Source organism: Acinetobacter vivianii (assembly GCF_014635885.1).
Taxonomy (GTDB): Bacteria; Pseudomonadota; Gammaproteobacteria; order Pseudomonadales; family Moraxellaceae; genus Acinetobacter; species Acinetobacter vivianii.
On sequence record NZ_BMDR01000005.1, the window covers coordinates 271512 to 294658 of the forward strand.

The 23147-nt window shown below is 41.3% G+C and carries 24 protein-coding genes; 6 read left to right on the forward strand and 18 right to left on the reverse strand.

Going from position 1 to position 23147, the window contains the following annotated elements:
• The first annotated feature begins 171 nt into the window (after positions 1-171).
• Positions 172-906 (forward strand): proteasome-type protease, encoded by a 735-nt coding sequence (locus tag IEV36_RS12290; RefSeq protein ID WP_005256868.1) that lies wholly within the window; start codon positions 172-174, stop codon positions 904-906.
• 49 nt (positions 907-955) lie between these two features.
• Here the strand turns inward: IEV36_RS12290 and alr are convergent, their stop codons facing one another.
• The 13 genes from alr to ppsA all read right to left on the reverse strand — a co-directional run bounded on the left by alr (position 956) and on the right by ppsA (position 14310).
• Positions 956-2026, reverse strand: a complete 1071-nt coding sequence (gene alr / locus IEV36_RS12295) for an alanine racemase (protein WP_005256870.1) — start codon at positions 2024-2026, stop codon at positions 956-958.
• A 59-nt stretch (positions 2027-2085) separates the two neighbouring features.
• Entirely contained in the window at positions 2086-3531 is a 1446-nt protein-coding gene (gene dnaB, locus IEV36_RS12300) for a replicative DNA helicase (RefSeq protein WP_004771579.1), read from the reverse strand.
• A 184-nt stretch (positions 3532-3715) separates the two neighbouring features.
• A complete protein-coding gene (locus IEV36_RS12305; protein ID WP_005256872.1) occupies positions 3716-4015 on the reverse strand; it encodes a TM2 domain-containing protein in 300 nt (99 codons plus the stop codon).
• Between the two features lie 115 nt (positions 4016-4130).
• Positions 4131-4577 carry a 50S ribosomal protein L9 gene (rplI, locus tag IEV36_RS12310; protein ID WP_004771583.1) on the reverse strand — a complete coding sequence of 149 codons (447 nt, stop codon included), beginning with the start codon at positions 4575-4577 and terminating at the stop codon, positions 4131-4133.
• A 12-nt stretch (positions 4578-4589) separates the two neighbouring features.
• On the reverse strand, positions 4590-4817 hold the full coding sequence (gene rpsR / locus IEV36_RS12315) for a 30S ribosomal protein S18 (protein ID WP_000090661.1): 228 nt from the start codon (positions 4815-4817) through the stop codon (positions 4590-4592).
• 11 nt (positions 4818-4828) lie between these two features.
• Complete coding sequence (gene rpsF / locus IEV36_RS12320) at positions 4829-5212, reverse strand: 30S ribosomal protein S6 (RefSeq protein WP_004638540.1); 384 nt, start codon at positions 5210-5212, stop codon at positions 4829-4831.
• A gap of 383 nt (positions 5213-5595) precedes the next feature.
• A complete protein-coding gene (cyoE, locus tag IEV36_RS12325) occupies positions 5596-6474 on the reverse strand; it encodes a heme o synthase (RefSeq protein WP_004771584.1) in 879 nt (292 codons plus the stop codon).
• A gap of 10 nt (positions 6475-6484) precedes the next feature.
• Complete coding sequence (locus IEV36_RS12330; protein WP_004771585.1) at positions 6485-6814, reverse strand: cytochrome o ubiquinol oxidase subunit IV; 330 nt, start codon at positions 6812-6814, stop codon at positions 6485-6487.
• On the reverse strand, positions 6814-7434 hold the full coding sequence (gene cyoC / locus IEV36_RS12335) for a cytochrome o ubiquinol oxidase subunit III (protein ID WP_004771586.1): 621 nt from the start codon (positions 7432-7434) through the stop codon (positions 6814-6816). Before cyoC ends, IEV36_RS12330 begins: the two co-directional genes overlap by 1 nt.
• A gap of 4 nt (positions 7435-7438) precedes the next feature.
• Positions 7439-9430, reverse strand: a complete 1992-nt coding sequence (gene cyoB / locus IEV36_RS12340; RefSeq protein WP_004771587.1) for a cytochrome o ubiquinol oxidase subunit I — start codon at positions 9428-9430, stop codon at positions 7439-7441.
• A 3-nt stretch (positions 9431-9433) separates the two neighbouring features.
• Positions 9434-10501, reverse strand: coding sequence for a ubiquinol oxidase subunit II (gene cyoA, locus IEV36_RS12345; RefSeq protein ID WP_004771588.1), 1068 nt, complete (start codon positions 10499-10501; stop codon positions 9434-9436).
• A gap of 298 nt (positions 10502-10799) precedes the next feature.
• The gene (locus IEV36_RS12350; RefSeq protein ID WP_005256875.1) at positions 10800-11564 is read right to left on the reverse strand and encodes an RDD family protein; all 765 of its coding nucleotides are present in this window, start codon (positions 11562-11564) and stop codon (positions 10800-10802) included.
• 367 nt (positions 11565-11931) lie between these two features.
• A complete protein-coding gene (gene ppsA, locus IEV36_RS12355) occupies positions 11932-14310 on the reverse strand; it encodes a phosphoenolpyruvate synthase (protein ID WP_004771590.1) in 2379 nt (792 codons plus the stop codon).
• 158 nt (positions 14311-14468) lie between these two features.
• Here ppsA and ppsR point away from each other — a divergent pair, with 158 nt between their 5' ends.
• Together ppsR and IEV36_RS12365 are read left to right on the forward strand one after the other, a co-directional pair.
• Positions 14469-15305, forward strand: coding sequence for a posphoenolpyruvate synthetase regulatory kinase/phosphorylase PpsR (ppsR, locus tag IEV36_RS12360; protein ID WP_004771591.1), 837 nt, complete (start codon positions 14469-14471; stop codon positions 15303-15305).
• Between the two features lie 77 nt (positions 15306-15382).
• Positions 15383-16099: a hypothetical protein gene (locus tag IEV36_RS12365; protein WP_005256880.1), complete on the forward strand. Its 717-nt coding sequence runs from the start codon at positions 15383-15385 to the stop codon at positions 16097-16099.
• A gap of 42 nt (positions 16100-16141) precedes the next feature.
• Here the strand turns inward: IEV36_RS12365 and IEV36_RS12370 are convergent, their stop codons facing one another.
• Together IEV36_RS12370 and IEV36_RS12375 are read right to left on the reverse strand one after the other, a co-directional pair.
• Positions 16142-17143 carry an LLM class flavin-dependent oxidoreductase gene (locus tag IEV36_RS12370; protein WP_171067983.1) on the reverse strand — a complete coding sequence of 334 codons (1002 nt, stop codon included), beginning with the start codon at positions 17141-17143 and terminating at the stop codon, positions 16142-16144.
• Between the two features lie 144 nt (positions 17144-17287).
• Positions 17288-17785, reverse strand: a complete 498-nt coding sequence (locus IEV36_RS12375) for a glycine zipper 2TM domain-containing protein (protein WP_004771597.1) — start codon at positions 17783-17785, stop codon at positions 17288-17290.
• Between the two features lie 246 nt (positions 17786-18031).
• Between IEV36_RS12375 and IEV36_RS12380 the strand changes: the two genes are divergently transcribed.
• Positions 18032-18745 (forward strand): pseudouridine synthase, encoded by a 714-nt coding sequence (locus tag IEV36_RS12380; protein ID WP_005256884.1) that lies wholly within the window; start codon positions 18032-18034, stop codon positions 18743-18745.
• On the opposite strand, the gene IEV36_RS12385 is transcribed toward IEV36_RS12380, so the two are convergent.
• The 3 genes from IEV36_RS12385 to IEV36_RS12395 all read right to left on the reverse strand — a co-directional run bounded on the left by IEV36_RS12385 (position 18746) and on the right by IEV36_RS12395 (position 20614).
• The gene (locus tag IEV36_RS12385) at positions 18746-19189 is read right to left on the reverse strand and encodes a GNAT family N-acetyltransferase (protein WP_004771600.1); all 444 of its coding nucleotides are present in this window, start codon (positions 19187-19189) and stop codon (positions 18746-18748) included. It abuts the gene before it with no gap.
• A gap of 98 nt (positions 19190-19287) precedes the next feature.
• Entirely contained in the window at positions 19288-19596 is a 309-nt protein-coding gene (locus IEV36_RS12390) for a type II toxin-antitoxin system RelB/DinJ family antitoxin (protein ID WP_004771601.1), read from the reverse strand.
• A gap of 109 nt (positions 19597-19705) precedes the next feature.
• Positions 19706-20614: a pseudouridine synthase gene (locus IEV36_RS12395; protein WP_005256885.1), complete on the reverse strand. Its 909-nt coding sequence runs from the start codon at positions 20612-20614 to the stop codon at positions 19706-19708.
• 116 nt (positions 20615-20730) lie between these two features.
• Here IEV36_RS12395 and tsaE point away from each other — a divergent pair, with 116 nt between their 5' ends.
• Together tsaE and mutL are read left to right on the forward strand one after the other, a co-directional pair.
• A complete protein-coding gene (gene tsaE, locus IEV36_RS12400; protein WP_004771605.1) occupies positions 20731-21207 on the forward strand; it encodes a tRNA (adenosine(37)-N6)-threonylcarbamoyltransferase complex ATPase subunit type 1 TsaE in 477 nt (158 codons plus the stop codon).
• Complete coding sequence (gene mutL, locus IEV36_RS12405) at positions 21197-23143, forward strand: DNA mismatch repair endonuclease MutL (RefSeq protein WP_005256886.1); 1947 nt, start codon at positions 21197-21199, stop codon at positions 23141-23143. Before tsaE ends, mutL begins: the two co-directional genes overlap by 11 nt.
• Positions 23144-23147: the final 4 nt, after the last annotated feature.

Here is a 23147-nt window from a genome sequence, read left to right on the forward strand (position 1 = left end):
ACACACAATAAAAAAACTATACCTAATTAGCAAGTCCATCCTATCCAGATTACGTATTTACGACTGAAATGAGCACGCTTTTGCTTAAATATTTTAAATAAGAGTAAAAAATGTTCATTTAAAAGGTGTCTACGGTTCAGCTTTTGACTTGTCAAATGTAGAGAGAAAAAGATGACGTATTGTTGTGCTTTAAGATTAGAAGAGGGTCTGGTACTGATTAGTGATACCCGTACTAATGCTGGGGTCGATCATATTTCTGTGTTTCGGAAATTGCACACCTTTGGGGTCGAAGGCGAGCGCTTTATTGCCTTACAAACCTCAGGCAATTTAGCGACAACCCAAGCGGTGATTGGACATTTGCAAAATGCACTGGTCTTGCGACAGGAGCCTAATCTGAATACAGTCAATACCATGTTTGAGGTGGCCGAACTGATTGGTAAAACCTTACGCAAGGTACTTGGAGATATCACTGCAGATCCACATGAACAGATAAATTATTCTTGCAGTATCTTGGTGGCAGGCCAAATTCAGGGCGATAAAATGCAACTGTATAATGTCTATCCGCAGGGTAATTTTATTTGCGCAACCACGGATACGCCATATTTTCAGATTGGTGAAAGTAAATATGGAAAACCAATTCTGGATCGCGCTTTGTATTACAAAATGCCTTTAGATGATGCATTGCGTTGTGCGCTTATTTCCTTTGATTCGACTTTGCGTTCAAATGTATCTGTGGGTCTACCATTGGATGCGCTGGTTTATCATAAAGATAGCTTTAAGATCCCCACAGGCAAGCGGATTAGTGAAAATGATCCCTACTTTACCCAGATTAGTCAGCAATGGTCGGAGACATTACGTCGTGGCTTGCAAGAACTACCAAAGCCGACAGCAGATTATGATCTTTAAATGAGCGCGAATAAAAAAATCCAGACATTGATCTGGATTTTTTGTGTACTTAAATGATTTTACGTCGTGGTCGATTGCTTAAACGACACAATAATTCATAGCCAATGGTTCCGTTTGCAGTTGCAACATCATCTACAAGACGATTGGGTCCCCAAAGCTCTACTTTAGTACCAAGTTCAGCTTTGATATTAGTGATATCAATCGCCATCATGTCCATGCTGACACGTCCTACGACAGGAATGAGCTGTTGGTCAATCGCAACAAAATTCTGCTGCGTATAGGCACGTGGATAGCCATCTCCATAACCAATCGAAACAATGGCAATTTTTGAAGGGCAGGTTGCTGCGTAGGTTGAACCATAGCCCACACATTCACCTTGCTGAATTTGATTCAAAGCAATGATCTCTGCACTAAAGGTCATTACAGCCTTGAGATCGAGATCATGTATATTTTTATCTGCAAATGGAGAGGCGCCGTATAGCATAATGCCAGGACGGACAAAATCAAAATGCAGTTCAGGATATTTATAAATTGCCGCTGAATTGCAGCAAGAGGACAAAATCGGTGCACATGCCTCTTTAACCTGTAAGAATTGTTCTATTTGCTGTTCATTCAGTGGGTGATCTACATCGGCATTGGCGAAATGCATGGCGAGCACACAGGTAAAACCTTCTGCTTTTAAACGTTGAATAACATCAATAATTTCAGTTACTTTAAAGCCTAAACGGTTCATTCCGTTATTCAGCTTTACCCAGACTTTTAAGCCCAACGCATTGTAGGCTTGCTTATGCTGGATCAGCCATTCAACTTGCTGGGTATGGTGAACGATACATTCAAGCTTTTGCTCAATGACATGGGTCATTTCATCTTCAGAGAAAATACCTTCAATCAGTGTGATCGGTTGAGTATATCCCAGTTGCCTGATTTCTAGCGCTTCTTCTAAACAGGCGACACCAAAGGCATCTGTAGCGTCCAAGGCGGCTAAACAATCTTTAACTCCGTGTCCGTAAGCATTGGCCTTGACCATACTGACAATTTTTGAATGGGGAGCAAGTTGTTTAACGCGGTTGAAATTATATTGTAGTGCATCACTATCAATATAAACTGTTGCTTGGCGCACCCTGATTTCTCCTTTGGGACGACTTGGAAATTAGATAAAGCAATTAAATCGGGTAAAAATTATTCCTCATCATCATACTGAGCATAGAACTCAGGTGAGAGGTTACTAAAACGGGTGTATTGACCTTCAAAGGCAAGGCGCACGCTACCAATTGGGCCGTTACGCTGTTTACCAATGATGATTTCGGCGGTGCCTGCTTCTTTCGACTCTTTGTTATAGACTTCATCACGATAAATAAACATGATTAAGTCGGCATCCTGCTCGATCGCACCCGATTCACGCAAGTCGGACATCACTGGACGTTTGTTTGGTCGGTTCTCCAAACTACGGTTAAGCTGTGATAGTGCGATAACAGGACATTGCATTTCTTTGGCAAGCGCTTTCAAGCTTCGGGAAATTTCCGAGATCTCACCCACACGGTTATCACCCATACCTGGCACTTTCATCAACTGCAAGTAATCGACCATGATACAGCCGATTTTGCCATCATGCATTTTGGCAACACGACGCGCACGGGCACGAAGTTCGGTTGGCGGCAGAGCAGATGAGTCATCGATATAGAGATGCATTTCTTGTAATTGCAGAATCGTACCTGTTACTTTGGTCCATTCATCCGCATCTAGATTACCTGAACGCAAATGCCCTTGATGGACTTTACCCATTGCTGAGATCAAACGCATAGCAATTGAGTCGGCTGGCATCTCCATTGAGAATACGAGTGCTGGTAATCGGTTATATTGCAATACACTTTCAACTAGGTTCATCGCGAATGTGGTTTTACCCATCGATGGACGTGCCGCAACAATAATCAAGTCACCCGGTTGCATCCCTGAGGTTTTATTGTCTAGCTCTAGGAATCCGGTGGTTAAACCGGTGATGTTGCCATCGAGTTTAGAGAGTTCATCTAATTTGGTGATAACGTCAGCAGTTACAGAGCTGATTGATTTTGGCCCAGAATCTTTTTTATTGTTGTTGTGCTGTTCTGCCAAAGAGAAAATACTAGTTTCTGCTAAATCAAGAATTTCACTGACTGGACGACCTTTGGTGTCATAGGCATTTTGTAAAATATCACTGCTGATCTTGATCATGTTACGCAGCGTTGAGAACTCCTTGATTTTATTGGCATAAATTTCAAGGTTGTAGAAGCTTGATGGGGAGTCTGCCATCAATTGCATCAGATATTCTTCACCACCAATGGCGTCAAGCAAGTTTTGTTTGAGCAACCAGTCATTCACCAAAACAGCATCGTAAGGTGAGTTTTCTTGTGCCAGTTTTTCAATGGCGCGATAGATATATTTGTGACGCGTTGCATAGAAATCATTTTCTTTCAGTAAGTCACTGACTTGTTCAAATGATTCAGCCACCGTCATCAATGCGGCTAAAACAGCCTGCTCAATTGCAAGATTGTGAGGTGGAGTGCGGAATTCTTTTAGTTGACCTGAGTCACTCACTTTACTCTCTGTGTTTGGAGAATTTTTTGTAAAATTGGCATTCGCCTGTGACATAACAAGACCTAATAAAAAAGATGAAACACGACCGAGTGACTATCTTAATCCAAATGAAGCTGATCTGGACAATTTAATTCAGGGAAAATTGTGTAAGTGATGCAATAGCATAATAGATAGTCATTTCTGCTATTACACCCAGTGTGGTCAAGTTTGTGTAAAGAAAAAAATGAGCGATTTTAGTTTAAGATTTTGCAAACCAGTCTTGTACGAACTTTCCATTTTTTAAGCGGTAAGCCGAAAGGCCATAGCGAAGATCATTGTTTTGAGCATCTTTAACGAAACCTGTATCTTTGCCCAAGGAATAAAGGAAGGCATCAAGCAGAAGTAGGGTGGCATCAATAAACCACCAGAAACCTAAACCACCAAAAGTGATTAATTTTAAAATACCACTGGTCTTTTTGCCGAGATAGAAACGATCTATTCCGAAAAAACCTAAAAACATTGCGAGTACCAAAGCGATGATACGATTCTTCTTTTGCATATGAGGCCCTATAGAGATGAGAATTATAAAAATTTAAAACTTAATTCGAAGTCTTTTTGTATTTTTTAGACATAAAAAAAGAGCATGTAAAACATGCTCTTTTTCTTTGCAGAAATTACTCAGATACGATAGTAACGAGAACTTCAGCAACAACATCATGATGCAATTGGATTGCGATGTTGAATTCACCAGTGTGACGAAGCGCACCGTTTGGTAAACGAACTTCTGCACGGTCTACAGCAAGACCAGCATTAGTTAAAGCATCAGCGATGTCACGAGTACCGATAGAACCGAAGAGTTTACCTTCGTCACCAGCTTTCGCAGTGATAACGATGTTAACTTCGTTCAATTGTTCAGCACGTGCATTCGCAGCAGCTAATACTTCAGCTTCTTGTTTCTCAAGTTCAGCACGACGAGCTTCAAAAGCAGCAGTGTTTGCTTCAGTTGCAGCTACAGCTTTGCCTTGAGGGATCAAGAAGTTACGACCGTAACCAGCTTTAACTGATACTTTGTCGCCTAATTTACCAAGGTTTTTAATGCGTTGTAATAAGATAACGTCCACAGCTCACCTCACTTACTTATGGTTGTCAGTGTACGGAATCAAAGACAAATAGCGAGCTTGTTTAATAGCTAACGCTAATTGACGTTGATAACGAGCTTTAGTACCTGTAATACGGCTAGGAACAATCTTGCCGTTTTCAGTGATGTACTGTTTTAAAGTGTCGATATCTTTGTAGTCGATGTACGCAACATTCTCAGCTGTAAAGCGGCAGAACTTGCGACGACGGTAAAAACGTGCCATTGATGTTCTCCTTATTCAGCTTCTTGAACTGCTTGTTGTGCTTCTTCACGTTGAGCTTTACGCGCACGTTTTTCTTCAGCACTCTTAGCAAGTAAAGATTCTTCAGTAATTGCGTGTTCACGACGGATGATGATGTTACGAATGATCGCGTCGTTATAACGGAACAATTCTTCTAATTCATCAAGAGTCGTTTGACCACATTCAACATTCATAAGAATGTAGTGTGCTTTGTGAATTTTGTTAATCGGGTAAGCCAATTGGCGGCGGCCCCAATCTTCTAAACGGTGAATTTGACCTTCAGCTTCTTTGATCTGAGAGATATAGCGTTCAACCATACCTACAACTTGATCGCTTTGGTCTGGATGTACCAATAGTACGATTTCGTAGTGACGCATTGTCAGCTCCTTACGGTTTAAGCAGCCCCTAATTATAAAAATCAGAAGCAAGGAGTCATAACTTAAAAAGTTATGTCGCAAATTGCGAAGCGGGGATTATATTCAAATCAGAGCGATAAAGCAAATCTGCTTGGTTTTTTTAGTTTTTATTTTTTGATAAAAAAGTTAAAAATAGAATGAACATTGATCTTGGGTGAAATGAGAAGGGGGCTTTAAAAAAATAAAAGGTGCGAGCAAATTTGATCATCAATTCTATCGTAGGATCGAGTTTAATATAACGTAAGGTGAACTTCTCATTTAGGCAATAAAGAAGCAAATGTTTTTATTGCACGAAATGAAGAACGATACAGGGAGAATAAAAAGATAGAGAATCCTCTATCTTTTTAAAAAATAGGGAAGAATGGTGCAGGGCTTTTAAAGGTAAAACTAAAGCTTAAACTAATGACAGTAACGAGAATTACTGAAAAAAGGAAAAAGCGTTTAGCCCAAAGTTGATCGTCTTTAGCCTTAAATCCTAAAATACCAATGTAGAACCAATAAATACAAAGTGCATTACAGATCACCAGAAAAATGATGTTGGTGTATCCATATACAAATAAAGCATTCATTGCAACGGTAAATAAAACCACATAAATCAGTGATTCAATCTTCGTTCTTAAAATTGAACGTGCCACAGGTAAAATAGGAACGCCTGCATTTTTGTAGTCGTCAAAACGATAAATTGCGATTGCCCATGAATGCGGCATTTGCCATAAAGCATATGCAACGAAAATCAATAAGGCCGCCATATCGAACTGATGACTTACAGCCGTATAACCAATAACAGGAGGACTCGCTCCAGAAATACTACCAATGACAGTTTGATGGATTGTGGTGCGTTTCGTCCACAAACTATAAAAACCGACATAGACCACAAAACCAATCACAGCAAATAAAAATGCATAGGCGTTAACATAGAACCAGAGAATGCTAAAGCCAATAACGCCTAAAACCAATGCATATAACATGGCAACAGTAGGGGAAATCGTTTTAGTCACAAGCGCTCGGTTCATGGTGCGCTGCATTTTTTGATCGATGTCTTGATCAATTACATTATTCACCACACAACCAGAAGCAACCACAAGTGTTGTTCCAATCAAGGTCAATAATAATAAGAGGAAGTCTATAGAGCCTTGGGCGGCTAAGAAGAAGCCGCCCAAGGTGGTAATAAAATTACCGAAGAGAATTCCTGGTTTAGTCAGGAATAAATACTTTTTCCACATGACAATCAGTTTAGATCATCATGTTGTAGTGTAGGTAATTCATAATCCACACAGAGCCGACTAAAAGTACAGCGATACATAAGATTGTGTAGATAAATGCAATAAGGTTCCAACGTTGATCAGACGATGTATTCATGTGTAGGAAGTACACAAGTTGTACAAGTACCTGAGCAACAGCAGTAATTGCAATTACTGTAACTAAAACGCCACGACTGAAACCGCCAGCCATCACCATCCCGAATGGGATGATGGTGAGGATAACAGATAGGATAAATCCAACAGTGTATTGCTTAAAGTTACCGTGTGACGCACCTGCAGCATTATGGTCATGACTACTCATTAGAGAACTCCCAGTAAGTAAACGACGCTGAATACACAGATCCAAACGATGTCAAGGAAGTGCCAGAACAAGCTTAAGCAAGCAAGACGACGTGTATTCGGTAAAGTCAAACCATTCTTTTTGATTTGATACATCAATACCAGCATCCAGACTAAACCAGAAGTTACGTGGATACCGTGTGTACCAACCAAAGTAAAGAACGATGATAAGAATGCACTGTGAGTAGGACCGTGGCCTTCGTGTACAAGGTGATGGAATTCATAGATTTCCATACCAATGAACGATGCACCAAAAAGGAATGTAATGAATAACCAAGTGATCACTTGATTTACATTCTTTTTATAAGATGCAAGTACAGCAAAACCAAATGTTACCGATGAGATCAATAAGGCAAATGTTTCAGTTAAAACGAAACCTAATGAATCATGGAACAGGTCATATGCACTTGGGGTTCCTGGCGGGATATGACTGCTTAATACAGCGAACGCAATGAAGAGTGATCCGAAAAGAATCAAGTCACTCATCAAGTATGTCCAGAAACCAAAGACCGTTAAGTCCGTATCATCATGTTCATGATGACCATCGTGGCCGTGGTTGTCGTGATGAAGTACTTCAGCCATTTCCTTAGTCCTTCTTCAAGTGTTTTTCAAGTAAAGCATAGCGTTCGTTTTCAATACGCTCAACTTCAGCAGCAGGAACGTAGTAGTCAACATTCTTGGTGAATGAGCTTACGATCAAGCTAACAACAGCTGAAACGAATGAAACAACAACAAGCCACCAAATATGCCAGATAAGTGCAAAGCCAAGTAATGTAATGAACATTGCAATGACAAAACCAGCAGCACGATCAGTCGGCATGTGGATGTCTTCATATTTAGTGTTACGTGCGTATGCTACACCATTTTCTTTGTCAGTCCAGAAACGGTCAACACCGCTAGCTTCTGGTACATGTGCAAAGTTATAGAATGGAGCAGGAGATGACGTTGCCCATTCAAGGGTACGGCTATCCCATGGATCGCCAGTATGGTCCATGTTGTCCTTACGTTGTAAGAAACCAACGATGATTTGCATCAAGAAGCATGCAATACCGATCGCAACAAGAACAGCACCGAATAACGCGATAGCCAAGTACGGATCCCATTCTGGGTTGTCATATGTATTCAAACGACGTGTCATACCCATGAAACCAAGGATATAAAGTGGCATGAATGCAAAGTAGAAACCGAAGAACCAGAACCAGAACGCAGCTTTACCCCATGCTTCATTGAGCTTCCAACCAAACATTTTCGGCCAGTAGAAGATGATGCCGGCAAACATACCAAACACCACACCACCGATAATTACGTTATGGAAGTGAGCGATCAAGAATAATGAGTTGTGTACAAGGAAGTCCGCAGGTGGAACAGCCATCAATACACCAGTTAAACCGCCAATACCGAATGTTACTAGGAAGCCAAGCGTCCATAACATAGGCGTAGTGAAGGTGATGCGACCTTTATACATTGTGAATAACCAAGAGAAGATCTTCACACCTGTAGGAATCGCAATAACCATGGTCATGATACCGAAGAACGCGTTAACGTTCGCACCAGCACCCATGGTGAAGAAGTGGTGAAGCCATACAACGAACGCAAGAACAGTAATCGCGATAGTTGCATACACCATAGACTTATAACCGAACAACGCTTTACGAGAGAAGGTTGCAACGATTTCTGAGTATAGACCAAATGCTGGCAATACCAAGATATATACTTCAGGGTGACCCCAAGTCCAGATCAAGTTCACGTAAAGCATTGGGCTACCGCCAAGCTCATTGGTGAAGAAATGGAAGCCGAAGTAACGGTCAAGCGTAAGCATTGCAAGTGTACCTGTTAATACAGGGAACGATGCAATGATTAATACAGCCGTACAAAGTGAAGTCCACGTGAAAATAGGCATATCCATCAATTTCATGCCAGGTGCACGCATTTTGATGATGGTAACAAAGAAGTTAACACCAGATAAAAGCGTACCTAGACCAGAAACCTGAAGTGCCCAGATATAGTAGTCAACACCAACACCAGGAGAATATTGAATGCCAGATAGAGGAGGGTAAGCCATCCAACCAGTCGCAGCAAATTCACCTAATACAAGTGAAAGCATCATCAAACCAGCAGCACCGGCGAATAACCAGAAGCTTAAAGAGTTCAATAATGGGAAAGCAACGTCACGAGCACCAATCTGTAAAGGTACAGAGATGTTCATCATACCGACAACGAGACCCATTGCCACGAAGAAGATCATGATAACACCGTGTGCGGTGAAGATCTGGTCGTAGTGGTCAGGATGTAAGTAACCTTCACCGCCGCCTTTAGCGAGGAAAAGTTGTAGACGCATCATGATCGCATCGGCGAAACCACGCAAAAGCATGACAACAGATACGATGATATACATGATACCAATCTTTTTATGGTCTACAGTAATAAACCACTCATTCCACAAATATCCCCATTTTTTGAAATAGGTGATACCGCCTAAAACAGCAATTGCACCAAGTGCCATAAAGACCATGGTGACAAGTACAAGGGGTTCTGTCGGGATCGAATCCCACCCAAGTTTACCAAAAATCATATCCATGTCTTATTCCCCTTGAGCAGCGTGTTCTGCTGCAGCATGAGTTTCTGCTGTTGCATGTCCAGCAGAATGGTCAGCACCGTGATAGTTACTCATATAGTGGTTGATGATTGTTTCAAACAATTTTGGTTCAACTGATGAGTAATAAGTCACTGGGTGTGGCTTAGTCGGGAACGGTGTCATCGCTTCAGCTTTAGCAAGCGCTTCTTCATCACCAGCAGCTTTAGCACGATTCACTAAATGCTCGATCTGATGCTTAGAACGATCGCCATCTTTCAGCGTTGCTAACTCGGCTTGGTCAAGGATCGGTTTTTGAATGGCTTTTGTACCATGTTCATCAACAACGATTGTGTCGCCTTTACCAGCTTTGATGTCTGCTACCCATTGTGCAAATTCTGGTTCAGTCACACTGTGTGCTTTAAAGCGCATTTGTGAGAAACCGTAACCTGAATAGTTTGCTGAGAAACCACGGAAAATACCTGGTTCATCTGCTAATAGGTGCAGGTGAGTTTGCATACCAGCCATTGCGTAGATCTGGCCACCTAACTGTGGGATGAAGAAAGAGTTCATCGTAAAGTTAGAAGTGATCTTAAAGCTTACTGGTGTTTGCTCTGGGAAGCGTACTTCATTTACCGTTGCAATGTTTTGCTCAGGATAGATAAAAATCCACTTGAACTGTTCAGCGACAGCTTGAATAGTTAATGGTGCTTTATCAGATTCTAACGGACGGTAAGGGTCGTACTTGTGGGAACCCCACCAAGTTAACCAAGCTAAAATACCAATAATAATGACAGGAACACCCCAAACAACGATCTCAATTGTCGTAGAGTGTGCCCAAGTAGGTTTATAGTCTGCATCTTTATTCGACGCGCGATATTTCCAACCAAACCACAATGCCATAACAATTGATGGAATTACCACCAATAGCATTAAATAGATCGCAGTCATCATCAAGTTACTTTGACCTTGACCAACTGGACCTTTATTGTTTAGAAGTACCATATCACCGCCACACCCAGTTAAGAGCGCGGCCATCGCAGATAAAGACAATACAGCTAAAATCGTTTGTCTCATTTTACAACCTCGGTGAAGAGTCCCATTCCCTAATTAAATTATGGGATAGCGATTAAAGTGTCGCGTGATTGATAAGAATTGTTTAAAAAATGCTTAGCAATCACGCGACACCGCTACGTTGTTGGGCATTATGCCTCATATTGAAGAACTAAGCTACTGATAAAGTGGCCTGAAATGCTTGTTTTAAAACCCGATTTATCTTGTAGGAATTAAGGTTGAGTTAAGTTCTTTTTGTATAGATATCAATTTAATATAAAAGAAAAGAGGAATAAATCCTCTTTTCTTTATTGATTTGTGATTACTGTTTAATTACCTTGGTTTTTGCCAATTTATCGTGCAGAGTTTGACGATTTTTGTTCAATGCGAAGAAAGCATAATCAACAATTGTAATAAATGGCATAAACAGCAGATTTAAAATAATGAACAAAATACTGCGTAACCAAAAAGCGCGAATTGAGCTGACTTGAGTAAATGTTTCAGCATCTACAATTTTAATTTTCGCAATTTTCTTACCAATACTCTGACCTGATTTTGCAATAAAAAAAGCCTGAATCATGAGCATGATAATCAGATAAGCAAAAATACTCATCCATGCTTCATTCGGGATAAGGTGCATGAGCTGCTGCTGTAATTCTACAGCCTTACTTGATGCAACTTGAGCTGCCTGTAATTGCTTTTGAATTTCAAACAATTCTTTATATTGGCTTTCGTTAAAGAAGAAAGAAGGAATAGCTGCCATTGGCAACCAAAGAATCAAGTCCAGTACTTTTGTAAGCGCACGAGAGTGGAAGGGTGCTAATTCTGGTTTGGCTTTTTGCTCAACCTTGATTTTAAAAGAAGCGTTCTCTGTTTCTGTTTTAATCGGAGCACTAAAAGGTGTGTAACCTACAGGTTCGTATACAAGTTTACCTTGAGTAAGTTCACCAAGTGTTTTCCATTCAGTCATACCTTCGTGCCAAGCCAGATCCGTCAATAAAACTTGTTGACTGGCAAGCATTTGGTTCACTTGTTCTAAACTATAGGGACCAGCTTGTTGATTGTTACGAGCCAAGTAAATTTGCATAATTTAAAAATCTCAATTACAAGGGGGTGTTGACATTTCAGACATGTCTTGTGTTATAGGCTAAAACAACCCAAACAAGGCATGAAACGTAGACAATGGCAAACCCCTTGTCAAGTTTCATAACGAAGTTTGGGGCGGTTTTTGCCATAACCCTACGGGACAAGGACATTTTTGCCACTACTACGTTATCTTGCGCAGCTGTAATCGCTGCTCATTATTTAGAATAGCTAAATTACGTAAGCCATGCCTGCCTGATAGCAAAAAAATCTTGCGCCAAAAATGGCTCATGTCACAAGTATCTCTGAAGTGCCAACAGACCCTAAGATGAAAAAAGACCCTACGAAAGAGGGTCTTTTTCTAAAAAAGATTAAGCTTTCTTGATCTGTTCTTCAGCAAGGAAGAACCACGTGTCAAGCACTGAGTCAGGGTTCAATGACACAGATTCAATGCCTTGTTCCATGAGCCATTTCGCAAGGTCAGGATGATCCGAAGGACCTTGACCGCAAATACCAACGTATTTGCCTGCTTTACGACATGCATGAATTGCCATAGAAAGAAGCGCTTTAACTGCTGGATCACGTTCGTCGAACAGGTGAGAAACGATACCAGAGTCACGGTCAAGACCGAGTGTTAATTGGGTTAAGTCGTTTGAACCAATTGAGAAGCCATCGAAGTGTTCAAGGAACTGTTCAGCCAATAATGCATTGGTTGGAAGCTCACACATCATGATCACTTTTAGACCATTTTCACCACGTTTCAAGCCGTTTTGAGCAAGTAATTCGATCACACGTTTTGCTTCAGAAACCGTACGTACGAATGGGATCATGATTTGAATGTTGGTTAAGCCCATTTCATCACGAACTTTTTTCAATGCACGACATTCAAGTTCGAAGCAGTCACGGAAGTTATCCGAAACATAACGGCTTGCACCACGGAAGCCCAACATCGGGTTTTCTTCTTCTGGCTCGTAAAGTTTACCGCCGATCAAGTTTGCATATTCGTTTGACTTGAAGTCAGACATACGAACGATCACTGGCTTGTCTGCAAATGCTGCTGCAAGTGTAGAAATACCTTCAACCAATTTCTCAACATAGAATTCGATTGGAGAAGAGTAGCCCGCAGTACGCGCCATAACAGCAGCACGAGTTTCGCGTGGTAAGCTATCAATGTTCAATAATGCTTTCGGGTGTACGCCAATCATACGGTTAATGATGAACTCAAGACGTGCAAGGCCGATCCCTTCATTTGGAATCTGAGCAAAGTCAAATGCGCGGTCAGGGTTACCCACGTTCATCATGATTTTGAACGGTAATTGCGGCATAGAGTGAATTGAGTTGCGTTGCACTTCAAAGTCTAGCGCACCTTCATAAATGAAGCCTGTATCACCTTCAGCACATGAAACAGTCACTTCCTGACCATCAGCAAGAACTTCTGTTGCATTACCGCAACCGACAATCGCAGGAACACCTAATTCACGTGCAATAATTGCTGCGTGACAAGTACGACCACCACGGTTGGTCACAATAGCAGCGGCACGCTTCATCACTGGTTCCCAGTCTGGGTCAGTCATGTCAGATACAAGTACATCACCGTCCTGTACCTTATCCATTTCTTTAATTGAGGTGACAACGCGGACTTTACCAGAACCGATACGTTGACCGATTGAACGACCTTCACAAATTACAGTACCACGTTGTTTTAACAGGTAACGTTCCATTGTGCCGACATTCTGGCGACTTTTTACTGTTTCTGGACGTGCTTGAACGATATAGATTTGGCCGTCATCGCCATCTTTCGCCCATTCGATGTCCATTGGAGAGCCATAATGCTGTTCAATGATCAAAGCTTGCTTCGCTAATTCGTGAAGCTCATGATCATTTAATGCAAACTGTTGACGTTCCTGTTTTTCAACATCAACGATCACAACTGATTTACCCGCCGCACCTTCTTCACCATAAATCATTTTCTGGTGTTTAGAACCGAGGTTACGACGTAAAACAGAATGTTTACCCGCATTTAATAATGGTTTTGATAAATAAAATTCGTCAGGGTTCACCGCGCCTTGTACAACCATCTCGCCCAAGCCGTAAGATGCAGTAATAAATACGACATCACGGAAACCAGATTCTGTATCTAGTGTAAACATCACACCAGCAGCACCAGTTTCTGAGCGAACCATACGTTGTACGCCAGCAGAAAGGGCAACAACACTATGTTCAAAACCTTGGTGTACGCGGTAAGCAATTGCGCGGTCATTATAAAGAGAAGCAAATACTTCTTTAATCGCGATAAGAATATTATCAATACCACGGATATTTAAGAAAGTTTCTTGTTGCCCTGCAAATGAAGCGTCAGGTAAGTCTTCAGCAGTTGCCGAAGAACGTACAGCAACGGCAATGTCTGGGTTGCCGTTTGAAAGTGCTGCAAAAGCATCACGAATTTCTTGTTCTAATGTCGCAGTAAGCGGAGTGTCAACAATCCATTTACGGATTTTCGCACCAGTCTCAGCAAGTGCAATGACATCATCAACATTGAGTTGGGTAAGTTCAGCCTGAATTCGAGCATTTAAGCCGCTTTGATCCAAGAACTCACGATAGGCAGCAGCAGTTGTTGCAAAACCACCCGGTACCGATACACCAGCATTGGATAAATGGCTGATCATTTCACCCAGAGATGAGTTTTTCCCACCTACGAGTTCGACATCGTGTTTTCCTAATTTTTCCAGACCGATTACGCGCGCTTCCAAAGTATTTACTCCACTTTTTTTGCAGTATGAATGACCATCATTGGTATGAAATTATACAAAAGTGCCTAGATTTAGTATTTTACTAAGCGACAGTCATGTTAGATGAGTTTACTATAAAGATTATAGAGCACTAAGACAAATGTTTAAGGAGAATTTTGATGCCCGTAAGTAAAGAAATTAAACGGAGCGTTTTTTTTATTTCGGATGGCACCGCGATTACCGCAGAAACCCTTGGACATTCACTACTTGCGCAATTTCCAAACGTGGATTTTGATATCCATATCATGCCTTATATTGCGACAGAAGAGGCAGCAATGGTCGCTGTGGCAGAGATCAATGCGTGTCAGTCTCGGGATGGCTCTTTACCGTTGGTTTTTGATACGCTGGTCGATCCGCATGTGCGTGAAATTATCAATACGGCCAAAGCAGTCAATCTGGATGTGTTTGAAGGTTTAATCAGTAAATTAGAACAAGAAATAGGGGTTCCGCCAACGACATTGGTTGGACAAACGCATGCCGTAACAGATTCTGAATATTATAAGGCCCGTATCGATGCGGTACATTTCGCACTGGATAATGATGACGGTGCGAGAACACGTCATTATGACAAAGCCGATATCATTTTGATTGGTGTGTCTCGTTCTGGTAAAACGCCAACCTCGATTTATTTGTCATTACAATTTGGTATTCGTGTTGCAAACTATCCTTTAACCGAGGAAGATCTGGACGATAACCGTTTGCCAAAAGTGCTGCGTGAACATAAGCATAAACTGTTTGGTTTGATGATTGATGCAGAGCGTCTGGTGGCAATTCGTAATGAGCGTAAGGCCAATAGCCGCTATTCAAGCTTTAGTCAGTGCCAGATGGAACTACGTGCGGTTGAAGGCATTTATATCTCGGAAGGGATTAAATATCTCAATGTCACCGAGATGTCGATTGAAGAAATTTCAACACGTGTTTTACAGATGACTGGTTTAAAACGTCGTATTGGTTAAATAGGTGCTTCAATCGAAAAGCGTGGTCGAAGTGCTACGCTTTTTTATTTCCAGAATGACAAGAACAGGAAAATAGAATGAAAAGACTGGTACTTCTTCTACCACTTCTTGTGGTTTCGCAAACCTATGCAGAAACATTGGCGCAGTTTGAGAAAAAGCTGATTCAAAAATATGCGAATAAAGACTTTTATCAGGTCAATCAGGCAATCGAGTCAGATATCGTTCATAAAATAGAGAATGACCCTGCCAGCTTCAATTATTCCTTTCCCGCTTTTGAAGACCATTACCATGTGCGTATTCAGTTTTCACAAGATAAACAGTTAAAGTTTTATACTTTTGATGTGGGCGGTGGCGGAACGATGGGGGAATACTCATCCTATGTGCAAACTCAAAAGAGCGGGAAAACTCATTTAACACCTGTCGAGACAGGCTTGATTTTTGATGTTAAACAAACTGTATTAACGAAAAAACCTGTTTATTTGGTGAATAGTTATTATAAAGGTAGCAGTTGTATTGGCGCTTATACGATTGATGCTTTGCAGCCGACTCAAACGGGACTGATTCAGACAGTAAAAATATTCCAGACCAAAACCAAATTACTGGATCGCATACAGGTCGATTTTGATTGTAACAATCATGAAGGTCCGAATGATGTTCCTGACTATATTCGTAGTGATAAAAATCTGAATCATATTGATATTATGCTGCTGGATAAAAATGGAAAACCACAAGCCAAGTATTTGCGTTATCGTAAAACCAATACGGTTTATCAGTATATCGGTGTCGTGAAGTAAGCATCATTTGAAAAAATAATGCTTACTTTCAGATAGCAGCATTTAGCTGTTCTTAAGATCCATCAACAGGCTAAAGTTTTCTAAACGTTTCTCTGTGTCGTAAATATCACAGGTGAAAATAAACTCATCAACCTCATATTGGCTGGCGATTTTATTTAAACCCGCTTTAACGGTTTCTGCCGAACCGATTTGAGCCATAGCATAGAAATTCTGAATGGCAAGCTGCTCAGCACTGGTTGCCAGACCTTGAGTAGATTCAACAGGTGGCTTGAGTTTCAAGCTGTGACCACGGATCAAATTCAAGATACGTTGATACGAACTGGTTGCCAGATATTGTGCTTCTTCATCTGTCTCAGCAACCACGGTAGGGACGCCCATTGAAACATAAGGCTTGTCCAGATATTCAGAAGGCTGGAAATTATCTCGATAGATTTCGATTGCTTGACCTAACATTCGTGGGGCAAAATGCGAGGCAAATGAATAGGGCAATCCAAGCTTGGCCGCAAGCTGAGCGCTAAATAAGCTTGAGCCTAATAACCAGACAGGAACGTGGGTATTTTGCCCAGGTGTAGCAATAATGCGCTGATTAGGCTGTGGGGCTTTGAAATATTGTAAAATTTCCAGCACATCTTGTGGGAATTGATCTTCAGTTTCCTGACGGCCTCGGCGTAACGCACGCATGGTCATCTGATCTGTACCAGGTGCACGACCCAAGCCCAGTTCAAAACGGTCTGGATACAGGGTTGCCAATGTGCCGAATTGCTCAGCAACAACCAGTGGCGCATGGTTTGGTAACATGATACCGCCTGAACCCAAGCGGATCTTTTGCGTATTTGCAGCAATAAAACCCAATAAAACCGCCGTAGCAGAACTGGCAATTCCATCCATATTGTGATGTTCTGCCAGCCAAAAGCGTTCATAACCTAGCTTTTCGGCATGCTGTGCGAGCTCCAAAGCATGGCGTAGTGAAAATTCAATACTCTTATCATCTCTAACAGGGGCTAATTCCAAAATAGAGAACTTTATATCTTGTAGTGTTTTCATCATTACATCTCAAAACTATATATCGAAATACTACGATATAAGTTTGAGTTTGTATATCGAATTTGTTCGATATATTGTTTCAATCCCATAAAAAAAGCACCCGAAGGTGCTATAAAGGGTAAAACGAATATTTGACCGAATGGATTAACGGTTTTTGTACCAACCGCGATGGCGACCATTGTCATGACGGTAGTTGTGACGTGAATTGTAATAACGACGGTCATCATAAGAACGGCGGTTGTCATAACGGCGATCATAGCGACGGTCATCATCACGATCCTGACCTACTTTTTGACCTAAAGCGGCACCACCAGCAGCACCTAATGCTGCGCCGATATAGCCACCATTGGTTCCGCCCATGTTACGACCAACAGTATAACCACCGACACCACCTAAACCACCACCAATCGCAGCTTCAGTACGGTCACGACGATTACTTGATGCAGCTGCACCGCCAGCGCCACCAATTGCAGAACCAATCATGGCACCTGTATTACCGCCCAGTTGTTTACCTATAGCTGTACCAACTACGCTGCCTAGAGCCGAGGTTGCTGCAACACGAGTGGTATTGTCTGCATGTGCAACAGTGACCATTGATGAGGCTGCCAAGATAACGCCACATAACCACATATTTGATTTCATGATGAAACTCCTTATCCATTCTTTTGGACAGTATTCTTTTTGCTTGTGACAAATGTAACAAGACTTTTTAGTGAAATTATGGAGTGCAATATCTGGATTGAGAGAGTTTCACGAGGGTTTTGTTTGAGTTCTATTACAAGTGAAGACATTGTGAATAAATTATAAAAATAAAGAATGAATGCGCAATGAACAACGGGCTTTACGCTAATCGGGTACAATAGAAAAAGTTTCGTTTAGGATTTATATATGCTGCTGGAAAAAATTTTGCAATCTCAAGGCTTTGGTTCACGTAAATATTGCCAGCAGTTAATTAAAAATGGTTCTGTCCTGATTGAAAATCAGATTTGTGATAATCCCAAACAGAATATCAATACCGATCAGCTCGTATTTCAGGTCTTTGGTGAAGAATATCAATATCGCGAGCATGTCTATATTGTTTTAAACAAACCGCAAGGCTATGAATGTTCACATCAGGCTACGCATCATAAAAGTGTTTTTAGCTTATTTCCTGAAATTTTACTTCATCGTGGTATTCAATGCGTGGGGCGGCTGGATCAGGACACTACAGGTTTATTGCTCCTCACCGATAATGGGCAATTTTTACAAGCATTGACCCATCCGCGTAAACATGTGCCTAAGGTTTATCATGTCACCACAGCGGATCCGATCACACCTGAGCAAATTCAAGGCTTGCAGCAGGGTGTTGAACTTAGAAATGAAAAGGGGATTTATGCTGCAACAGATATTCAATTATTCTCGGAACATCAGTTGAGCATGACCATTCATCAAGGCGTTTATCATCAAGTTAAGCGGATGTTGGCTGCTGTAGGGAATAAAGTGGAAGCTTTACATCGGCATCAAGTTGGTTTGCTTGAACTTCCAGACTTACCTGAAGGTGAATGGATGTATTTAAGCGATGAACAAAAACAGTTGAGCCAAAATATCGCTGCAGAAGCTTAATTACTTCAGGAAGCAATGATAGGTTTTAAACTCACTGTCCTGAATAAATCCCATTTGTTCATAGAGGCGATGGGATTGATAATTATTTTTTTGTGTTTCCAAACTAATCCGTTGAGCATTTTCATGACGGGCAAAAAGTATGGCGGTATCAATCAACTGTTTAGCGGAACCCTGTTTACGATAACTTGGGGTGACATAGACATCATCTAATAGGTAATAGGTTTCACAGGCAACTGAAGAAAAGGCAAGGTAGAGTAGAACAAAACCTGTGAATACATCATCTTTTACGTGGATGAAAATAACACTGTCTTTATTGTCAAAACGATGTTTAAGAAATTGATAGGATTGTTCAAGATTTGATGATGCACCGTAGAATTGACGGTATTCGTCAAACAAGACAGCAAGTTGATGAAGATCTTCCTTTGTTGCTCGCTTAACAATCATTCCAGCCCATCCTTACACTTATAATTTTATTTGGACTGTCAGAATAGCGAAAAAAATTCAGCTTAAAAAATAAAAACTTGTTTATAAATGCAACATTGTTAAGTTTTGTCACTTTCACCTAACAGCGCATTCAGTTCTTCAAATAGATCTTCGTGATCGTCCTCAATTTCAACTGCTGAAGGATTCTCGGCAGATGCTGCGGCTTTCGATTTACGTAACTTAAGCAGTTGTTCCATATTGATGTTCTGGTTTTCAATTGCAAAAGGAATCGACTTGGTCAGTACGACTTGTTTAAAGAAAAGGCGAACGGCTTGAGCAGGGGAGATACCCAACTGCTTAAAAACGGCAAAGGCCTGTTTCTTTTCCTGAGAATCGAGGCGAACCTGATAAACTTCTGTTTTACGCATTAAGAATGTAACCACATATTTTTAGTTATCGTCATGTATTTTAAACCATTGCAATGTAATTTCAATATTTTTGAGGTGAAAAAATAGAATTTTTGTCATTACGATGTAACTACAGTGTCAGTTCAAAGTTGGATTTAAAGGCCATTTCCTGTTTTAGAATAGGATCTATGAAATGAATGTCCTTCGCCAATAGCTGTAATGGATGGTTGAAATCATCGTCTGCTTTATGTGCGACAACTGGATAAAAAGGGTCATTTAAAATTGGAATGCCGAGATAATTTAAATGCACACGTAACTGGTGTTGCTTCCCCGTTTTGGGTTTGAGCTGGTATTTTGCGTACTGTTGGTTGTGTTCCAACAACTCAATGAGTGTTTCCGTATTCTCAGCTTTTTCAGGATTAATTTGCATAGTGTAAAAAGGATTTCCCTTTTCTAGATGCAATTGCAAGATTTGCGGAAAGTTGAGTTCTGGTCGATAGGCAGCAATAGCGTGGTAAGTCTTTTCGACTTTACGTTCGGCAAAAAGTTGCTGATAAATGCCGCGAGTCGCAGGTGTCTTGCAGAATAAAACCACACCCGCTGTTTCCCGATCCAGTCGATGAATCGGCGTGAGGTCGGCATATCCTGTTTGTTTCTTTAATCTCACCAAAAGCGTTTCCTGAACATATTGTCCAGTTGGTGTCATAGTGAGAAAGTGGGGTTTATCGACCACCAGCAAATCTTCATTTTCAAACAAAATCTCATGTTGAAAAGGCACATGAATTTCATGCGCGAGAAAGCGATAATAAAAAATGTGAGTATTGGGCGTGTAACTACTTTCTATATTGAGTATTGCACCATCTGCTGCATAGATTAGCCCATCGACAAAGCGTTGTTGCCATTCTTCTTGTTGTATGTGAGGGAAATGCTGGCAGAGATAGTCAAAAATGGTGTTTGCAGAAGCATCATGAGGTAAAAAGACTTTACTGGCACTCACGCCGTCGATCAGTGGCGGAGTAAATTCAATAATAGAGGTCATGCAAAGATACGACTCAGTATAAACGATGTAAAAAAAGCCAGTTTAAAAGGAGTTTATTAGGCTTTGAAGCAGGGCAATGTTATCATAGCCAGCATCCCAATTTTGTTCTATTTGCCATGTCATATTCAGTGAAATTCAACTTAAATCATGAACAAGACACTCAACAGTTTGCACGCATCCTATCTCAGCACGTGCATTCAGGCATTATTTACTTGATTGGTGATTTAGGTGCTGGCAAGACGACCTTTACCCGTTATTTTTTACAAAACCTCGGTCATCAAGGTTCGGTAAAAAGCCCGACGTATACGCTGGTTGAACCGTATACCATTCAGGGTAAAGAAATTTTCCATTTCGATCTTTATCGCTTAGATGATCCTTATGAATTGGAATTGATGGGTATTCGTGATTATCTGGAAACACCTGATGCCTTATTCCTGTTTGAATGGCCGTCTAAAGGTGGCGATGAGATTCCAAAGCCAGATATCGTGATTGATATTCAAAAATCAGAGGATGAATTGACCCGATCTGTCACCTTAACCACAGAATCAGAACCTTTAATTCAAATTTTGCAGGAACAACTGAATGGCGCATGATGCAACTCGTCGTATTCATACCCTCGATGCTGCTTTAGCCAACCAGATCGCAGCGGGTGAGGTCATTGAACGTCCTTCATCAGTGGTCAAAGAATTATTAGAAAACTCGATTGACGCGGGCGCAACTGAACTGATTATTCGGGTGGCGCAGGGTGGTTCGACCCTGATTGAAATCATTGATAATGGTAACGGGATTCATCCAGAAGATTTACCCTTAGCGGTGATGCGTCATGCCACCAGCAAAATTCAAACCGCAGATGATTTACATGCCATTGTGAGTCTGGGCTTTCGTGGCGAAGCCTTAGCATCTATTGCAGCCGTATCACGTTTAACTTTAACCAGCAGTCAGGATGAACAGGGTGTTGGCTATCAGGTTGAAGTGAATGGGACGGCTTTTGATCATCAGCAGATTCAGGCCGTGGCTGCTCAGAAAGGCACGCATATTCGTGTACAGGATTTATTTTTTAATGTTCCCGCACGCCGTAAATTCTTAAAAAAACCAACTACAGAATTTAATCATATTGAAGAAATTGTTCGTCGTCTGGCTTTAACCCATTTCGATATCCGTTTTGTTCTGGAACATAACGATAATATTCGTTTAAACCTGCCGATCGCGGATAGTGGCGAATTACGTTATCAGCGTGTGCAACAATTATTGGGTCAGCAATTTATCCAAAATGCCTACTGGATTGATTCGGATAGTATCAATATGCGTTTGTCTGGCTGGTTGGGGCATCCATCCGATGCGCGTGCTCAAGCAGATTTGCAATATGTTTATGTGAATGGTCGTATTGTTAAAGATAAGACCATTTCGCATGCCTTGCGTATGGCCTATGACGGTATTTTGCACGGGCATCAACATTCTTCTTATTTGTTATTTTTAGAAGTTGATCCTGAAAATATTGATGTCAATGTGCATCCAACCAAGCATGAAATTCGTTTCTTGAATCAACGTGAAGTGCATGAGTTTGTGCGTCATTATGCTAAAGCAACCTTGTCGCAATTCCAGACGGCCACTGCTGATCTGGCACAGGCCATGAAAACAGCTGAGGCAGATGATCATTCTAATTATCAACCTCAACCCAAATATCAGGAACAATTTAATCTGCATCGTGCAGCAATAGAAGCAGAACCTCAATCTAATCAGCCCGCTGAAGTGTCGACGGACTTGTTAACTGATTTTAATCAGAGTCGCCCACAGGCGGTACAGTATAATTCAGCCCAAACTCAGCAACCGAAATATAACGGTTCGGCACAATTGAATAATGCCTTGAAAACTTATTTGGCACCTTTGCGTGATGAGTCTGAAACCGCGACTGAAGAAGACAATGCTCCATCCCGAGTAGATGAGTTTCCGTTGGGTATCGCGATTGCTCAGCTACATGGTATCTACATTCTGGCTCAGAATACGGAAGGCCTGATTATTGTGGACATGCATGCTGCTCATGAGCGGATTCTGTTACAACAAATGAAATCGGCATGGGATAAGCCTGAGTTCTGGACCTCACAGCAATTGCTGATTCCGAAAGTGGTGTCTATCACCCGTATGCAGGCGACGCGAATTGAGGATCTACAGCCACAATTGCAACGGTTAGGTTTGGAAATTGATCAGTATGGCGATGAGCAGGTAATTGTACGTGGCGTGCCTGCTATTTTGCACAAGGCTGATTTTGGTAATCTGATTCCAGAGCTATTAAATGATTTGGATCCAAATGATGAGGCAAGAGGTTTATTACAAAAACGTGATGAGCTTTTAGCAGGAATGGCATGTCATGGTGCGGTACGTGCTCATCGTCAATTAAGCCTTTCAGAAATGAATGCCTTACTACGCCAAATGGAACAGACCGAATTCGCCAGTCAGTGTAATCATGGTCGCCCAACCTGGCGCGCTTTTCCATTGCATCAACTAGATAAATTATTTGCTCGAGGAGAGTAGTTTT

What these genes read in the sequence shown, in the direction of transcription:
- IEV36_RS12290 (WP_005256868.1), top strand. Translation starts at nt 172, where the DNA reads ATGACGTATTGTTGTGCTTTAAGATTAGAAGAGGGTCTGGTACTGATT.
- dnaB (WP_004771579.1), bottom strand. Translation starts at nt 3,531, where the DNA reads ATGTCACAGGCGAATGCCAATTTTACAAAAAATTCTCCAAACACAGAG.
- IEV36_RS12305 (WP_005256872.1), bottom strand. Translation starts at nt 4,015, where the DNA reads ATGCAAAAGAAGAATCGTATCATCGCTTTGGTACTCGCAATGTTTTTA.
- rpsR (WP_000090661.1), bottom strand. Translation starts at nt 4,817, where the DNA reads ATGGCACGTTTTTACCGTCGTCGCAAGTTCTGCCGCTTTACAGCTGAG.
- rpsF (WP_004638540.1), bottom strand. Translation starts at nt 5,212, where the DNA reads ATGCGTCACTACGAAATCGTACTATTGGTACATCCAGACCAAAGCGAT.
- cyoE (WP_004771584.1), bottom strand. Translation starts at nt 6,474, where the DNA reads ATGTGGAAAAAGTATTTATTCCTGACTAAACCAGGAATTCTCTTCGGT.
- IEV36_RS12330 (WP_004771585.1), bottom strand. Translation starts at nt 6,814, where the DNA reads ATGAGTAGTCATGACCATAATGCTGCAGGTGCGTCACACGGTAACTTT.
- cyoC (WP_004771586.1), bottom strand. Translation starts at nt 7,434, where the DNA reads ATGGCTGAAGTACTTCATCACGACAACCACGGCCACGATGGTCATCAT.
- cyoB (WP_004771587.1), bottom strand. Translation starts at nt 9,430, where the DNA reads ATGGATATGATTTTTGGTAAACTTGGGTGGGATTCGATCCCGACAGAA.
- cyoA (WP_004771588.1), bottom strand. Translation starts at nt 10,501, where the DNA reads ATGAGACAAACGATTTTAGCTGTATTGTCTTTATCTGCGATGGCCGCG.
- IEV36_RS12350 (WP_005256875.1), bottom strand. Translation starts at nt 11,564, where the DNA reads ATGCAAATTTACTTGGCTCGTAACAATCAACAAGCTGGTCCCTATAGT.
- ppsR (WP_004771591.1), top strand. Translation starts at nt 14,469, where the DNA reads ATGCCCGTAAGTAAAGAAATTAAACGGAGCGTTTTTTTTATTTCGGAT.
- IEV36_RS12365 (WP_005256880.1), top strand. Translation starts at nt 15,383, where the DNA reads ATGAAAAGACTGGTACTTCTTCTACCACTTCTTGTGGTTTCGCAAACC.
- IEV36_RS12370 (WP_171067983.1), bottom strand. Translation starts at nt 17,143, where the DNA reads ATGAAAACACTACAAGATATAAAGTTCTCTATTTTGGAATTAGCCCCT.
- IEV36_RS12375 (WP_004771597.1), bottom strand. Translation starts at nt 17,785, where the DNA reads ATGAAATCAAATATGTGGTTATGTGGCGTTATCTTGGCAGCCTCATCA.
- IEV36_RS12380 (WP_005256884.1), top strand. Translation starts at nt 18,032, where the DNA reads ATGCTGCTGGAAAAAATTTTGCAATCTCAAGGCTTTGGTTCACGTAAA.
- IEV36_RS12385 (WP_004771600.1), bottom strand. Translation starts at nt 19,189, where the DNA reads ATGATTGTTAAGCGAGCAACAAAGGAAGATCTTCATCAACTTGCTGTC.
- IEV36_RS12390 (WP_004771601.1), bottom strand. Translation starts at nt 19,596, where the DNA reads ATGCGTAAAACAGAAGTTTATCAGGTTCGCCTCGATTCTCAGGAAAAG.
- IEV36_RS12395 (WP_005256885.1), bottom strand. Translation starts at nt 20,614, where the DNA reads ATGACCTCTATTATTGAATTTACTCCGCCACTGATCGACGGCGTGAGT.
- tsaE (WP_004771605.1), top strand. Translation starts at nt 20,731, where the DNA reads ATGTCATATTCAGTGAAATTCAACTTAAATCATGAACAAGACACTCAA.
- mutL (WP_005256886.1), top strand. Translation starts at nt 21,197, where the DNA reads ATGGCGCATGATGCAACTCGTCGTATTCATACCCTCGATGCTGCTTTA.